This window comes from Ectothiorhodospira magna, assembly GCF_900110965.1.
GTDB classification, from domain to species: Bacteria; Pseudomonadota; Gammaproteobacteria; order Ectothiorhodospirales; family Ectothiorhodospiraceae; genus Ectothiorhodospira; species Ectothiorhodospira magna.
The window spans coordinates 21,095-35,849 of sequence record NZ_FOFO01000019.1; the positions used below are offsets into that span (position 1 = coordinate 21,095).

Annotated in this window: 15 protein-coding genes; all 15 read right to left on the minus strand. The window is 58.7% G+C overall.

Annotated features, from left to right (window positions below):
* Nucleotides 1–38: 38 nt before the first annotated feature.
* Nucleotides 39–2,123, minus strand: a complete 2,085-nt coding sequence (locus BMX62_RS08820; protein ID WP_090207544.1) for a chemotaxis protein CheA — start codon at nucleotides 2,121–2,123, stop codon at nucleotides 39–41.
* 105 nt (nucleotides 2,124–2,228) lie between these two features.
* Nucleotides 2,229–2,984 carry a protein phosphatase CheZ gene (locus BMX62_RS08825; protein WP_090207546.1) on the minus strand — a complete coding sequence of 252 codons (756 nt, stop codon included), beginning with the start codon at nucleotides 2,982–2,984 and terminating at the stop codon, nucleotides 2,229–2,231.
* Nucleotides 2,985–2,991: 7 nt separating this feature from the next.
* Complete coding sequence (locus tag BMX62_RS08830) at nucleotides 2,992–3,372, minus strand: chemotaxis response regulator CheY (RefSeq protein ID WP_090207683.1); 381 nt, start codon at nucleotides 3,370–3,372, stop codon at nucleotides 2,992–2,994.
* Between the two features lie 107 nt (nucleotides 3,373–3,479).
* A complete protein-coding gene (locus tag BMX62_RS08835; RefSeq protein WP_090207548.1) occupies nucleotides 3,480–4,202 on the minus strand; it encodes an RNA polymerase sigma factor FliA in 723 nt (240 codons plus the stop codon).
* Nucleotides 4,203–4,213: 11 nt separating this feature from the next.
* Complete coding sequence (locus BMX62_RS08840) at nucleotides 4,214–5,107, minus strand: MinD/ParA family protein (RefSeq protein ID WP_162273524.1); 894 nt, start codon at nucleotides 5,105–5,107, stop codon at nucleotides 4,214–4,216.
* Nucleotides 5,091–6,563, minus strand: a complete 1,473-nt coding sequence (gene flhF / locus BMX62_RS08845) for a flagellar biosynthesis GTPase FlhF (protein WP_090207553.1) — start codon at nucleotides 6,561–6,563, stop codon at nucleotides 5,091–5,093. The genes BMX62_RS08840 and flhF overlap by 17 nt, the downstream gene beginning before the upstream one ends.
* 78 nt (nucleotides 6,564–6,641) lie before the next feature.
* Nucleotides 6,642–8,735, minus strand: coding sequence for a flagellar biosynthesis protein FlhA (flhA, locus tag BMX62_RS08850; RefSeq protein ID WP_090207556.1), 2,094 nt, complete (start codon nucleotides 8,733–8,735; stop codon nucleotides 6,642–6,644).
* Nucleotides 8,736–9,893, minus strand: a complete 1,158-nt coding sequence (flhB, locus tag BMX62_RS08855; protein WP_090207558.1) for a flagellar biosynthesis protein FlhB — start codon at nucleotides 9,891–9,893, stop codon at nucleotides 8,736–8,738. It abuts the gene before it with no gap.
* Nucleotides 9,894–9,896: 3 nt separating this feature from the next.
* Nucleotides 9,897–10,673: a flagellar biosynthetic protein FliR gene (fliR, locus tag BMX62_RS08860; RefSeq protein ID WP_090207688.1), complete on the minus strand. Its 777-nt coding sequence runs from the start codon at nucleotides 10,671–10,673 to the stop codon at nucleotides 9,897–9,899.
* A gap of 11 nt (nucleotides 10,674–10,684) precedes the next feature.
* Nucleotides 10,685–10,954, minus strand: a complete 270-nt coding sequence (gene fliQ / locus BMX62_RS08865; protein WP_090207562.1) for a flagellar biosynthesis protein FliQ — start codon at nucleotides 10,952–10,954, stop codon at nucleotides 10,685–10,687.
* Between the two features lie 16 nt (nucleotides 10,955–10,970).
* Nucleotides 10,971–11,720: a flagellar type III secretion system pore protein FliP gene (fliP, locus tag BMX62_RS08870; protein ID WP_090207566.1), complete on the minus strand. Its 750-nt coding sequence runs from the start codon at nucleotides 11,718–11,720 to the stop codon at nucleotides 10,971–10,973.
* Nucleotides 11,717–12,085, minus strand: a complete 369-nt coding sequence (gene fliO, locus BMX62_RS08875; RefSeq protein WP_238375923.1) for a flagellar biosynthetic protein FliO — start codon at nucleotides 12,083–12,085, stop codon at nucleotides 11,717–11,719. The genes fliP and fliO overlap by 4 nt, the downstream gene beginning before the upstream one ends.
* A 74-nt stretch (nucleotides 12,086–12,159) precedes the next feature.
* Nucleotides 12,160–12,720 (minus strand): flagellar motor switch protein FliN, encoded by a 561-nt coding sequence (gene fliN / locus BMX62_RS08880; RefSeq protein ID WP_090207573.1) that lies wholly within the window; start codon nucleotides 12,718–12,720, stop codon nucleotides 12,160–12,162.
* 160 nt (nucleotides 12,721–12,880) lie between these two features.
* Entirely contained in the window at nucleotides 12,881–13,861 is a 981-nt protein-coding gene (fliM, locus tag BMX62_RS08885) for a flagellar motor switch protein FliM (RefSeq protein WP_090207578.1), read from the minus strand.
* Nucleotides 13,862–13,870: 9 nt separating this feature from the next.
* On the minus strand, nucleotides 13,871–14,368 hold the full coding sequence (locus BMX62_RS08890) for a flagellar basal body-associated FliL family protein (protein ID WP_090207581.1): 498 nt from the start codon (nucleotides 14,366–14,368) through the stop codon (nucleotides 13,871–13,873).
* Nucleotides 14,369–14,755: the final 387 nt, after the last annotated feature.

Below are 14,755 nucleotides of genomic sequence, written 5' to 3' on the forward strand. Positions count from 1 at the left end.
TGGCGGGATGAGAAAAACACCAAAATACCAGGCCGGCCTTAAAACCGTCTGGCATAATTTTTCAGCAATCCGGGAATATCCAGGATCAGGGCAATACCACCATCGCCGGTGATGGTCGCACCCGCCAGCCCTGGCACGCCATGAAGCATGTTGCCCAAGGGCTTGATCACCACCTCTTCCTGTCCGATCAGGCTGTCCACCACAAAACCCACCCGCTGGTTGCCGCTGAATACCACCACCACATGCCCCATTCCCCGGTATTCATCGGTACCGCCGGCCACCAGCCAGCGACGCAGATAGTACAGGGGTAAGGAACGATTGCGAACCATAATGACCTCCTGATCGTCCACCCGGTTGGTGCGGGAGAGGTCCAGATCGAAGATTTCGCTCACATTGGCCAGGGGCAGGGCAAAGCGCTGCTTGCCCAGGACCACCATCAGGGTCGGCAGGATCGCCAGGGTCAGGGGCAGGCGAATACTCAATGTGCTGCCCTTGCCCAGTTCTGAGGTCACTTCCACCCGACCATTTAGCTGGGCAATGCGGGTTTTCACCACATCCATGCCCACACCCCGCCCGGAGACATCGGAAATCTCCGTCTTGGTGGAAAATCCCGCCCGAAAAATCAGATTAAAGGCATCATGGTCCGACAGACGGGAGGCGGCATCCTCGTCCATCAAGCCCTTTTCCACCGCCTTGCCGCGCAATACATTGGGGTCCATGCCCTTACCATCGTCGGAGATGGTCAGCAGGATGTGATCCCCCTCCTGGGCGGCAGACAAAACCACATGACCGGCACGGGGCTTACCGGCAGCAACCCGCTCCTCCGGCGACTCGATGCCGTGATCAACCGCGTTACGCACCAGATGGACCAGGGGATCTGCCAGGGCTTCCACCAGGTTCTTGTCCAGGTCGGTATCCTCCCCCCAAAGCTCCAGATTGACTTCCTTCTTGAGGCTCCGGGCCAGATCCCTGACCACCCTGGGGAAACGACCAAACACCTTCTTGATGGGCTGCATGCGGGTTTTCATCACCGCTGCCTGCAGATCCGCCGTCACCACATCCAGGTTGGTGACCGCCTTGGATACCTGCTCATCCCCCATGCGGGATCGCAGGGTAGCCAGCCGGTTACGCACCAGCACCAGCTCCCCCACCAGATTCATGATGTCATCCAGACGCCGGGTATCTACCCGTACCGACGTATCGGCAGGGGATGGCGCTGGCTTGGTGGGAGCCGCCTTTTCCGGGGCAGCAGGCTTGGCTGGTGCTGCCGGGGCGGGCTTGGGTGCCGGCGCAGGGGCTGCTGGAGAAGGAGGGGGTGAGGCCCCTGCGGCAGCAGGCTTGTTTTTGCCGTGCAAGTTATCCAGCAGATTTTCAAACTCATCGTCGGAGATCAGCGCTCCGCTGTCCTGGCCACCGGCGGCAGGGGCAGGGGGCTGGGCTGGCTGGCTTCCGGCGCCGCCCTTGTGCCCCTGGAGTTCATCGAGCAATTGATCAAATTCATCATCGGTGATCACATCACCCGCAGCCCCACCCTGGCTGCCAGCAGCACTGGGGGCCGCAGGGGGCGGCGGTGCAGCCCCCCCCTGCTTTTGATCCTGCAGGGCATCGAGCAGGGCTTCAAACTCTTCATCGGTAATATCACCACCGCTACGGCCACCCGCTGCCGGGACTGCTGCCGGGGGAGGGGGAGGTGGGGGTTCGGGAGCTGCCGCCACCGGCTCGGGAACCTCACCAGGGGGCTGGGCCAAAGGCTCCAGGGCTGCCATGAGATCATCTGGGGCCGGGGAAGGCATTTCACCGGAACGGACCTCATCGAACATCTGATTGAGGATATCAATCACCTGCAGGATGATATCCATCAAGTTGCTGTCCACCTGCCGCTGTCCCTGACGCAGCAGATTGAACACGTCCTCGGCTCGATGGCAGATCTTGACCAGGTTTTCCAGATTCAGAAAACCCGCACCGCCCTTGATGGTATGAAAGCTGCGAAATACCGCATTGAGCAGATCCTTGTCATCCGGGGTCTGCTCAAGCTGCACCAACTGCTCACTGAGGCCCTCCAGCAATTCACCGGCCTCTACCAGAAAGTCCTGCAGGATTTCGTCGTCGGTATCCAGACTCATGTCCGTCTCTCACGCCTAGGGCAAATGCACCTTGATACTCTGGTTTGGCGGCCAGACCGGAAAAATCTGAAATGCACCTGCACCCTCTCGACAGCCGAACACAACCTAGAATCCAAGGCTGGACAACAGGTCATCCACATCGTCCTGGCTGTTGACCGCGTCGCCACGGTCTGAGGTGCCCTTGACCGCAGGACCACTGGGCTCAATGTCCTTGTTACCCTTGTCCTCACCGCCAGACAGGCGCTGGCCGGAAATACGCACCAAACCCACCAGATTGTCTTCCAGATCCTGCACCAGGGTCATGACACGGCGAATGACCTGCCCTGTCAGATCCTGAAAATCCTGAGCCATGAGAATTTCCGACAACTGGCTGCGCAGGATTTCCGCGTCCCGTTCTGTACTTTGGAGAAAATCCGCCAATGCCTGACTCACCGCCCGAAATTCGTCTACGGACATCTCCCGCTGACGAAATCGTGACCAGTCCGCAGACAGGGTACGCGCCCGATCCGCCAGATCCTCGGATACGGGCAACGCGGCCTCGATGGCATTGAGCGTGCGATGAGCGGCCTGATCGGTCATGGCCACCACATAGTTAAGACGCTCCTTGGCATCAGGGATGTCCTGATGGGTCAGTTCGGAGAGACGGGAATCCATACGAAAACTGTTCAAGGCTTCATGCAGATCCCGGGTCAGCTTGCCCAATTCCTGAAACAGCAGGGTCTCGTGCATGCGACCCAGTTCCTCAATGAGGCGACCGGCGGCGTCTTCATCGCCGGACTCCATGAGGTGGACCAGTTCGCGGGCATGGGCCAGCTGCTGCTGCTTGAACTCACGTGCTTTTTCGTCTTCCTGATTCCCCATCACATCGCTACCCCTGTTCCTGAAGTCTCTCGAAGATCTTGTTGATCTTCTCCTTCAAGGTTTCTGCCGTGAAAGGCTTGACAATATAGCCGTTGACACCAGCTTGGGCCGCTTCCACGATCTGCTCGCGCTTGGCTTCTGCTGTCACCATCAGCACCGGCATGTCTTTAAGACGGGGATCGGCACGGACCGCCCGCAGCAGGTCGATGCCCGGCATGCCCGGCATGTTCCAGTCGGTGACCAGGAAGTCATAGTTACCGTTCTGCAGCATGGGCAACGCTGTGTTGCCATCATCAGCCTCAGCGGTATTGTTGTATCCGAGATCCCGCAGCAAGTTTTTGATAATGCGGCGCATCGTGGAAAAATCATCCACGATCAGGATCTTCATATTCTTATCCACAATAACCTCCCGATTAAACAGATACCCAAGGGATGGCTGACAACAGCCATCATGCTCCGGCATTCATTCTCATTCAATTTTGGCGAGAGAAGGGGTCAAACCCGCTCCCCATCCGCCACCCATTCCGTCATGCGCGCCCTGAGACGAACCAGAGCCTGCCCGTGAAGTTGACATACACGGGATTCGCTGACGCCCAGCACCTCGCCGATCTCACGCAAATTCAACTCGTCATCATAATACAGCGACAAGATCAAGCGCTCCCGCTCAGGCAAGGCATCAATGTGATTGGCCAGAGCCCTTTGAAAATCAGCGCGGGTCACCGACTCCAGGGGCGTTGGCCCCTGACCGGGAAGGAAATTATCCACATCGCCGTCGGCGTCACACAGGTCATCAAATCCCAGTACGCGACTCCCCACCGCATCTCTCAACATATCGTGGTAGGTGTCCAGATCCACGTTCAGCGCCGCTGCCACCTCTGGACCTGTGGCTTCGCGTCCCTCGCGGTTCTCGATTTCCCGAATCACCTCGCTGATGCGACGGGCATTACGATGGACAGAACGGGGCGTCCAGTCACTGCGCCGAACTTCATCGAGCATCGCGCCACGAATCCGAATACCGGCGTAGGTCTCGAAACTGGCCCCCTGGGATGGATCGTAATGTCGGGCAGCCTCCAGCAGACCGATGACCCCGGACTGAATCAGGTCCTCGACCTGCACATTGGCAGGCAGACGGGCGAGCAGATGGTAAGCGATTCGCTTGACCAAGGGAACATGCTCATCCACCAGCCGGGTATGGTCTACCTCGATACAGGAATACATGGCTAGCACGCTTATGTTAATGGCTCTGGGTCATTTCGACCGCCTTTAATCAACCTTTCCACGAAAAATTCAATACCACCACGAGCGGCCTTGGGCATCGGCCACTGGTCAATACGTCCGGCAATGCCACGAAAAGCCCGGGCGGCCGGACTGGACGGATAGGCATCCAACACGGTTTTTCGGCGCTGCACCGCCTTGCGCAACATGTCGTCATGGGGCACCGCGCCCACATAATCCAGAATCACATCCTCCAAAAAGCGGTCACAGACCGCCACCAGCTTCTTGAACAGGGTCCGGCCTTCGTTGTCATTGTCGTTACGCACCATATTGGCAAGGATACGAAAACGCATCAGGCCATGATCACGGTATAGCACCTTGATCAGCGCATAGGCATCGGTAATGGAAGCCGGCTCGTCACAGACCACCACCAACACTTCCTGGGCAGCCCGGCAAAAACTGGTCACGCTGTCCTGCAGACCGGCGGCAGTATCCACCACCAGAACATCCAGGGGGTGAGAAAGCTCGCTAAAGGCACGAATGATGCCTACATGCTGGGCTGGCTCCAGATCGGCCATACGGGCAATCCCCGAAGCAGCCGGTACAATCAGCATCCCGCCAGGGCCTTCCAGCAGAATGTCCTCCAGGCTGCATTCACCGTTGAGGACATGGTACAGGTTTGACTTGGGCTGTAACCCCAACAGTACGTCAACATTGGCCAGGCCCAGGTCTGCATCCAGCAACATCACCCGCTTGCCGCTGGCTGCCAGGGCAGCACTGAGGTTGACCGATACGTTGGTCTTGCCCACTCCGCCCTTGCCACTGGACACCGCCAACACGCGCACCGGCGCTGCAGCAGCAGACGCGGGGGACGGGCGCATCACCGCTAAATCACTGGTTGAAGGCATGGGCGTACCTGGCATTGGGCTGATTGATGGGCTCTCTGAATACTGGCGATACCATCTGGGTCTGACAGGTGTCATTGCGTTCCATACCCGCATCCGCCATTTTCGCAGCGGAAGCCACCAACCGGGCGGCCCGGGCAGGACGCAAATCGTCGGGAATCCGCTGACCTTCACTGACGAAGGTCAGGGGCAGACCGGCACCGATCAGGGTGGACAGGGCCTCCCCCAGGGAAGCGGTTTCATCCACCTTGGTCAGTACACAGCCTTCTGGCTGGAGCCGGCCAAAGGCAGTGACGGTTTCCATCATGACCGACTTTTGCACATTGGCCGCCATCACCAGCAACGTCTTGGAGCGGGTCTGGGTGGTCATGGATTCCAGTTCAGTGAGCAAACGCATATCCCGCTGACTGGTCCCTGCAGTATCAATGATGACCAGACGCTTGGATTTCAAGCTTTCCAGCATGTCACCAAGCTGACGGGCTGTCTGGGCCAGGTAAACCGGGACGCCCAGAATCTGACCAAAGGTCTGCAATTGGCGATGGGCGCCAATGCGATAGGCGTCCGTAGTCACCATGGCCACGGAATCATGCCCGTGACGCAAGCTCTGAAGGGCCGCCAGCTTGGCCACTGTGGTGGTCTTGCCCACGCCGCTGGGGCCTACCAGGGTCAAAATACCGGCCTGATCCAGAATGCCATCGGGTGTCACCCGCAAACGGGCAGACAGGTGGTTGAGGGCTTCCTGCCAGGCTTCGGCTGGCTCATCAGGGGCGGCAATCTCAAGCGCTACCGCCTTGGCCAGGTCCAGTTCCAGTCCCATACGCTGAAGCCGGGCCACCACGCCGGCCCGGGCTGGATCCCGGCGCATGAATTCCTGTCCGGCCAGACTGGCCAGCTGATCCTGCAACATGGCCCGCAGACCCTGGATTTCCTTTTGCATGGCCATCAGGGTAGGTTCCTGGGACCATTCAATGCTGACTACTTTTTTCTTTGCAGAACGGGAACTGGAAGCCGGTGTGGCAGACGCCTCCTCTTGAGGGGAGGCCGGCGGTGGTTCCACCACAGGGGTCATCAGGGCCGGCAAACCTTCTTCCGCCCAGGCGGAGTCCCGGCTGGCGTGGAGATCGGGAAATGCCTTGGCCGGAGGGGTTTTCCTGGGGGCTGATGCCGACGGTGAGGCCGGTGTCCTTGCCGAGGCTACCGGAGCCGGCGGCTTGCTGACCGATGCCGGAGCATCCTCGGGCAAGGCGACCCTGGGCGCCGGTTTGGCGGGAGCGGTCTGCCCCTCGGCCTGACGGGCCATTTCCAGCACCACATCCTCGTCATAATCCATCGCTGCGACGAGTTCGATACCCCCCTCGACACTGCGGCTGGAAAGGATCACCGCGTCCGGCCCTTGTTTTTCCCGCACTAGGCGGATGGCCTGGCGCATATCCGGTGCAAAATAGCGTTTTATTTTCATGACGGTAACCCATTATTCCCGTTGCGCTGGTGTTGAACCGCTGCACACGTCTGACTGCCTGTTCTTAAATTCGCCCCGTCAGTCCGTCTCCCTGCCTACGGTGGCCACCACCCGGATCTGCTTGTTATCCGGAATTTCCGTGTAGGCCAGGACATGGAGCCCACGCACGGCGGAACGCAACCAGCGGGACATCCAGGGCCGAATGTCCGGCGATACCACCAGCACGGAAGGCTCGCCTGACATCTCCTGACGTTGGGAGGCCTCGGCAATGGAACGCTGCAAGCGTTCGGCCAGACCCGGTTCGATACCCAGACCGGCACCGGCGCCTCCCTGTGAAGACTTCTGCAATATCTGTTCCAACCCTGGATCAATGGCCAGCAAAGGCAGTTCTGTCGCGGTACCCACGATGTTCTGGACAATGGCCCGGGACAGGGATACCCGCACTGCGGCAGTCAAAGCGTCAGGATCTTGACTCTTTGCACCATGTTCCGCCAAGGTTTCGGCGATAGTGCGCATATCCCGCACTGGAATCTGCTCTGCCAACAGGTTCTGCATGACCTTGAGCACCACGCCCAGGGGCAGGGTCTTGGGTACCAGGTTTTCCACCAGCTTGGGGGAATGCTTGGTCAGGGTATCGAGCAGGTGCTGAACCTCCTCATGGCCCAACAGCTCATGGGCATGATCCTTGAGGATCTGGGATAGGTGGGTTGCAACCACCGTACCTGCATCCACGACGGTATAACCCAGCCCCTGGGCCTCCTCCCGCTGTGCAGGATCAATCCACAGGGCATCCAGACCGAAGGTGGGGTCCTTGGTGGGGGTGCCCCGGACCTGGCCAAAAACCTGGCCAGGGTTGATGGCCAGCTCCTGATCGGGGAATACTTCTCCCTCTCCCACCGTGACGCCCATGAGGGTGATCCGGTAGTGATTGGGCCCCAGATCCAGGTTGTCGCGGATATGCACGGGCTGAATCAAAAAACCCAGTTCCTGGGAGAGTTTGCGGCGCACGCCCTTGATCCGGGCCATCAGCTGCCCGCCCTGGGCACGATCCACCAGCGGGATGAGGCGATACCCCACCTCCAGTCCCACCAGATCGACCGGCGGTACATCATCCCAGGTCAACTCCTTCATTTCCGGACTGGTCGGTGGCGGCTCTGCCTCTGCCATCGCCTTGTCGATGACCGCATCCTCGGCAGCACGTTGCTGGCCGATCAGATAGGCACTGGCCGCCATCAGCGCACCCAGGGTCAGGAACACCACGTTGGGCATACCCGGTACCAACCCCAGGGCCGCCACGATACCGCCGGCCACATAAAGCACACGGGGGTTGCCAAACAGCTGTTTGAACACCTGCTGCCCCATGTCCTGAGCCGCAGAAACCCGGGTCACGATAATGGCCGTGGCCGATGACAGCACCAAAGACGGGATCTGCGCCACCAGACCATCACCAATGGTCAGCAGTACGTAGTTGGTGGCCGCATCCCCTACACTCATGCCATGTTGCAAGGTGCCGATCACCAGACCGCCGATGATGTTGATGAACAGGATCAAAATGCCGGCAATGGCATCCCCCCGAACGAACTTGCTGGCACCGTCCATGGACCCATAAAAATCCGCTTCCTGAGCCACTTCTTCCCGGCGTTTGCGGGCCTCATCCTGGGAGATCAATCCTGAATTGAGGTCAGCGTCAATGGCCATCTGCTTGCCGGGCATGGCATCCAGGGTAAATCGGGCGCTCACTTCCGAGACCCGACCTGCCCCCTTGGTCACCACCACGAAGTTGATGATCACAAGAATGGCGAATACCACCAGACCCACGGCATAGTTGCCCCCCACCACAAAATCGCCAAAAGCCTGAATCACATTACCGGCCGCATCGGTACCGGTATGGCCCTCCAGCAGAATCACCCGGGTGGAAGCCACATTCAGGGCCAGACGCAGCAGGGTGGCCACCAGCAAAATGGTGGGAAATACCGCAAATTCCAGTGGGCGCGGGGTATATACCGCCACCAGAATCACCACCAGGGAGAGGGCGATGTTGAAGGTAAACAACAGGTCCAGGGCCAGGGGCGGGAGCGGAATGACCATCATGGCCAGCAACGCCATCAGCAGCAGGGGCGCACCCAGGCCGACCCGATTGAGACTCTTGAGACTGTCTGCAAGGCTCGCCATTTATACATTCTCCGCCGGCGGCACATCACGTTTGAGAAATTCATCCGGCACCGGCAGATCGGTGGGCGGTACCGGCACCGCCTCACCTTCTTTCACCGCTGCCCGCAACTGGTAGACATAGGCCAGCACCTGGGCCACGGCCACATAAAGACCGGCGGGGATTTCCTGGTCCAGGCGGGTGTTGTAATACAGGGCACGGGCCAAAGGCGGCGCTGACAACAGGGTGACCCCGGCCTGACGGGCCACGTCCCGGATCTCTGCCGCCACCAGGTCAGCCCCCTTGGCCACCACCTTGGGCGCGCCGCCCTTGGTCTGGTCGTAGCGCAGGGCCACGGCAAAGTGGGTGGGGTTGGTCACCACCACATCAGCTTTGGGCACCTCGGCCATCATCCGACGCCGGGAAACTTCATACTGCAACTGGCGTACCCTGCTTTTGACTTCCGGCTTACCTTCGGTCTGCTTGAACTCATCCTTGACCTCCTGCTTGGTCATGCGTAACTGGCGCTGATGGTTCCAGAGCTGGAACGGTACATCGATCATCACCACCAAAATCAAGGTGGCACTCAGGGCCACGAAGGTCCAGGCAATCATATAACCGGCACTCACCAGCCCCGGCAACATATCCTGGGCGGCCAAACCCAGCAGCCGGTCGGAAAATTGCCACAGGATGGTCACCGCCATGGTGGCAATCAAGGTGAACTTGGCCAGGGTCTTGGCCAGTTCCATCAGGCCCTGGGGACCAAAAATCCGCTTGAGGCCCTTGATGGGGCTGAGTTTATCCGGCTTGGGCTGCAGCCCCTTGGCGCGAAACCGCCCGCCCCCCATCACCACCGGACCAATCACTGCCGTGATCACCAGAATCAGAAACATGGGGGCCAGGATCATCAGCGCATCACCGATCCGCGCCTGTAATGCCACCTGCATGAAGGCCGGATCAAAAATACGTTCCCGGTCAATGATCAAACTGTTGCGGATCAGGGCCTGGATGTGATTGAGGATGGTGCCACCAAACACCAGCAATGTGGTGGAGCCGGCCAGCAGTACCAGGGTGGTATTGAGTTCCTTGGAACTGGCCACCTGCCCCTTGTCCTGGGCATCCCGCAGGCGTTTAGGGGTCGGTTGTTCAGTTTTTTCCTGTGAGGATTCATTCTCGGCCATGGCCTAGCCTCCCAGAATACGCTGAATGAGCCCGAACCCGGCCATGGCCAGATCCCGGATACGGGGTTCCAGGGTGGGCAGGTTGAGCATAATGAGGATAAACCCCAGCAGGATCATCATGGGAAAGCCCACCGCAAAGATGTTGAGTTGGGGCGAGGCGCGGGTGATCACCCCCATGGAGAGGTTGACCATCAACATGGCGGCCACAATGGGCAACCCCACCAGCAGGGCTCCCACATACATGGTGGAACCAAAACTGGCCACCCACCAAAAATCCACCCGGGTGAGTCCATCCACCCCGATGGGCATCAGGTAAAAGCTCTGCAGCAGCATATCCAGCAAGGCAATATGTCCATTCATGGCCAAAAACAGCAAGGTGCCCATGATCATGAACAACTGGGAGACCACGGGGACCTGTACCCCCATGCCAGGGTCCACCATGGAGGCGTAACCCAGCCCCATGGACAGGGCAATGGATTCACCGGCCATGGTCAGGGCACTCATGACCATCTGCAGAATGAACCCCATGGTCACGCCAATCAGCACCTGTTGCAGGGTCACCAGCAATCCTTCCATGCTCAGCGGCGCCACGGCGGGGGCTTCAGGCAGCAAAGGGGCAATCAGTGCCGCCAGCACCATGGCCAGCACCAGCCGCACCCGCAGGGGCACCGTACCGGCACCAAAAATCGGCGCCGCCAGCAACATGGCGCTGATACGCACAAAGGGCCAGATAAAGGCGGTGACCAGAGCAATCAGTTCGGTATCGGTGAAACTGAACATGGACCACATCCCTATCCAATCAGTCCAGGGATGCTCTCATAAAGTCGCAGGCAGTAATTGAGCAGCATATCCAGCATCCAGCCACCGGCAATCACCAAGGCAGCAAACATGCCCAGCAGTTTGGGAATAAAGGACAAGGTCATTTCTTGGATGGACGTGGCTGCCTGCACCATACCAATGAACAGGCCAATGGACAGGCCGGTCAGCAATGGCGGCGCCGCCACCAGCACGATCACCCATACAGCCTGCTGTCCCACTTCCACTACGGTATCCGGTGTCATCAGCGCATCCCCAGGGTCAGACAATGAAACTGGTGGCCAGGGTGCTCATGATCATCGCCCAACCATCCACCAGCACAAACAGCATGATCTTGAACGGCAAGGAAATGATGAGGGGTGAGAGCATCATCATCCCCATGGACATGAGTACACTGGCCACCACCAGATCGATGATCAGGAAAGGAATCAGGATCAAAAAACCGATCTGGAAGGCAGTTTTCAGTTCACTGGTAATAAACGAGGGCACCAAAATGGAAAAGGGCACATCCTGGGGCGTCTCAAAACTGTCATGGCCGGCAATCCGGGCAAACATGCTGATGTCGGTCTCCCGGGTCTGTTCCAGCATGAAGTCCCGCAGTGGTATCCAGGCCCGCTGGACCAGTTCTTCCTGATCAATCTCCTCGGCCATAAAGGGCTGGATGGCCTCCTCATTCACCGCCTGAAACACCGGCGCCATGATAAACAGGGTCAAAAACAGCGCCAAACCAATCAGGATCTGGTTCGAAGGGGTCTGGGTGGTGCCGATGCCCTGACGCAAAATACCCAGCACAATGATGATGCGGGTAAACGAGGTCAGCATGATGAGCGCCGCTGGCAGCAGGCTCATCAAGGTCATCAGAATCAGAATCTGTAACGTGACCGAATAGGTCTGACCACCGCCAGGATCCTGCTCTACCGATAACAGGGGAATACCCACCTGGGCCAGGGCCTGCCCTGCAGGCAATCCCATCAGCCCGATCAGTACCACCAGGGATATCAGGCCCCTCATGGGGTTTCTCCCCGGCGCCCCATGGCCTGACGCAGACGCTGGGCAAATGCCCCGGTGGTGGGCGCCGTCCCGGTACCCGACTCAATGGGTTCTGCCATCACATGCAAGGTCTGCACCCGACCCGGCGCCACGCCGAGCAATAACTGGGTCTTGCCGGCCTGCACCAGCACCATTCGCTCCCTGGCTCCCAGGGAAACCGCACCGAGCACCTTGAGCTCACCTGCCGCACCACTTTGGATCCCCCCCATGCGCCGCAGCAGAAAACCCAATACCAGGATCAGTGCAATCACCAGGGTCAGCCCCAGGATCATCTGCCCCAGATAGGCCGCTGAATCAGTGGCCGCTCCGCTGGCTGCAGTGGACATTTCTGCCAATGCTGCCGGTGGCAGGCAAAACACTCCCCCCCCGATCATCAACCTGAACACAGACATGGGACGCCTCACTTGAGCTTGCGGACCCGTTCCGCCGGACTGATCACGTCGGTCAGGCGAATACCGAATTTTTCGTTCACCACCACCACTTCACCATGTGCCACCAAGGTGCCATTCACCATCACATCCAGCGGCTCCCCCGCCAACCGGTCCAGTTCCACCACGGAACCCTGGTTGAGCTGCAACAGATTGCGAATGGGAATCCGGGTGCGACCAATTTCCATGGAAATGGTCACCGGAACATCCAGGATCACCCCCAGGTTCACCTCCGCCCCACCTTCGGCACCCCGTCCCAGGGCATCGGCCCCCAGATCCTCAAATTCCAGTTTCGGGGCAGGATCCTTCCAGCCAGCCCCTTTTTTGCCCTTGCCACTGCCGGCAGCAGTATCCGCCTTATCCCCATCGGCAGCGGTGTCGTTGGTATCGGCTTTGTCAGCCGGAGCCGCCTTGGGCGGAGCCGCTTCCTGAAGAGGGTCCGGCTCCGGCGAAGCGCCCTGTTCGGCCAGGGCCGCTGCCCAGATGTCTTCTTCTTCGGCTTCTGGCTTGTTGTCCGTGTCTTTATCACTCATAGAACCTCCGCAAGGAAACCCACGATTTCAATCGCGGGAGAAATTGCGGCTGCGGTATTGCAACCGCCGAAAAACGATGTGGCTTTCTACCCACTGGGCCATGAGGCTCTGCCCAGTAAAGGGCCCGGTGGGGTCGTTGACGGAATCATGCTCTCTTGCGTCATTCACTGAGCCTGATGGGCCCGGAGATCCTGATGGCATTGAACTCGTTGGAGGTACCGAATTTTCCCCGGAAAACAGGAACATCTTCGGCCCGGACAGTCACCAGGTCAGGTAATTCCACAGGAATGATGTCGCCAGGTTTCAAGTTGAGCATTTCTGCCACCGTCAACTCGGCTTCCGTCAGCTTGGCGGTCAGTTCCACCTCCACCTGCTTGAGTTCTTCCCGCAGGGCCTTGACCCAGCGGTCGTCCACATCCGCCCGGTCACTTTGCAGCCCGGTATCCAGCTGTTCGCGAATGGGTTCGATCATGGAGTAGGGCATGGTCACATGAAATTCACCGCCCCCCCCGTCGAGTTCCACATGGAAGGTACACACCACCACCACTTCGGTGGGGCTGACAATGTTGGCGAACTGGGGATTCACTTCCGAGCGGTTATACTCAAACTCCAGATCCATCACCGGTGCCCAGGCTTTTCTCAGATCCGAAAAGGATTGATCCAGCAACATGCGGATCACCCGCAGTTCCGTCGGCGTGAATTCACGGCCCTCGATCTTGGCGTGATAACGTCCGTCCCCACCAAAAAAGTTATCCACCAAAATGAATACCAGCTTGGGGTCCAGCACGAACAGCGCCGTCCCCCGCAGAGGTCGTACCCGCACCATATTCAAGCTGGTGGGAACGTACAGGGAATGGACGTATTCCCCAAATTTCATCATCTTGACCCCGCTTACGGCAATTTCCGCCGAGCGGCGCAGCAGCTCAAACAGACCAATGCGCATATAACGGGCAAAACGCTCATTGATCATCTCCAGGGTGGGCATGCGCCCCCGAACGATGCGGTCCTGGGTGGTCAGGTCATATTCCCTGGCAACCCCGTCATGGGCAAGCAGGTCGTCCTCGGTTTCCACCAACCCGCTGTCCACCCCGTGCAACAGGGCATCAATCTCGTCCTGGGAAAGAAGATTACTGGTGGCCATCACACTGCCTCATTGCATCACAAGACTATTGAAGTACACCGCTTCCACCTGGGTGGACTCCCCTCGCCGCGACAACACCTGCAGCACCTCCTGCAGTACAGCTTCGCGCACCTGCTCCTTGCCTTCCCGGGTGATCAGGTCATCGTAGGTTTTATTGCCGATGAGAATCATCAGATCATTTCGGATCACCGGCATGTGGCGGTTCACACCGTCGAATACTGCCGGGTCACGGGCCATCAGCACGATGCCCACCTGGACAAACCGAATCCGCCCCGAACCCTGGAAGTTCACCACCAAAGGAGGTTCCAAAGGCAGGTAGATTGCCGGTCTTGGGGCTTCCGGGCGGTCCCGGTCCAGATCAAGTCCCCCCAGAAGATACCAGGCAGCACCGCCGCCGGCGGCAGCTGCCACCAAAGTGATCAACAATAAAATGATGATCAGCTTGAGCTTGCCGCCCTTACCCTTGGCAGGCTTGGTTGCTGCGGTTTTTTCAGGTTTTTTGGCCATGCCTGTGCAACCCTCCGTTTTGCGCTTATTTTAAGCAATATACATACCAAAAACGCAAATTACTTTAAAATCAAAATATTAAAAATGATGACATTGATGGCGTGACGAGCTATTGACGATTTGCCCGCGGCCAAAAACGACAGCATACCGACACCTGGAAACCCAGGGCGACCAGGGAGAGGGAATTATACGGCGGGAAGATGGCCAAGGCGGGAAAAACAAAAGGCCGTTGTTGACACCCTACCCACGGCTAAAGCCGTATAACCACAGCACGAACAGGGTGGGAGCAAAAAACAGGTACACGCCGGGTTGATTTTCTCAAGCCCAACGCCCGGCACTCAGGACATTCACAACGACCCTGTTCAGCAGATGCTGCTGAACAGGTTT

Coding starts and splice junctions, on each gene's coding strand:
- BMX62_RS08820 (WP_090207544.1), bottom strand. CDS start 2,123: ATGAGTCTGGATACCGACGACGAAATCCTGCAGGACTTTCTGGTAGAG.
- BMX62_RS08825 (WP_090207546.1), bottom strand. CDS start 2,984: ATGGGGAATCAGGAAGACGAAAAAGCACGTGAGTTCAAGCAGCAGCAG.
- BMX62_RS08830 (WP_090207683.1), bottom strand. CDS start 3,372: ATGAAGATCCTGATCGTGGATGATTTTTCCACGATGCGCCGCATTATC.
- BMX62_RS08835 (WP_090207548.1), bottom strand. CDS start 4,202: ATGTATTCCTGTATCGAGGTAGACCATACCCGGCTGGTGGATGAGCAT.
- BMX62_RS08840 (WP_162273524.1), bottom strand. CDS start 5,107: ATGCCTTCAACCAGTGATTTAGCGGTGATGCGCCCGTCCCCCGCGTCT.
- flhF (WP_090207553.1), bottom strand. CDS start 6,563: ATGAAAATAAAACGCTATTTTGCACCGGATATGCGCCAGGCCATCCGC.
- flhA (WP_090207556.1), bottom strand. CDS start 8,735: ATGGCGAGCCTTGCAGACAGTCTCAAGAGTCTCAATCGGGTCGGCCTG.
- flhB (WP_090207558.1), bottom strand. CDS start 9,893: ATGGCCGAGAATGAATCCTCACAGGAAAAAACTGAACAACCGACCCCT.
- fliR (WP_090207688.1), bottom strand. CDS start 10,673: ATGTTCAGTTTCACCGATACCGAACTGATTGCTCTGGTCACCGCCTTT.
- fliQ (WP_090207562.1), bottom strand. CDS start 10,954: ATGACACCGGATACCGTAGTGGAAGTGGGACAGCAGGCTGTATGGGTG.
- fliP (WP_090207566.1), bottom strand. CDS start 11,720: ATGAGGGGCCTGATATCCCTGGTGGTACTGATCGGGCTGATGGGATTG.
- fliO (WP_238375923.1), bottom strand. CDS start 12,085: ATGTCCACTGCAGCCAGCGGAGCGGCCACTGATTCAGCGGCCTATCTG.
- fliN (WP_090207573.1), bottom strand. CDS start 12,720: ATGAGTGATAAAGACACGGACAACAAGCCAGAAGCCGAAGAAGAAGAC.
- fliM (WP_090207578.1), bottom strand. CDS start 13,861: ATGGCCACCAGTAATCTTCTTTCCCAGGACGAGATTGATGCCCTGTTG.
- BMX62_RS08890 (WP_090207581.1), bottom strand. CDS start 14,368: ATGGCCAAAAAACCTGAAAAAACCGCAGCAACCAAGCCTGCCAAGGGT.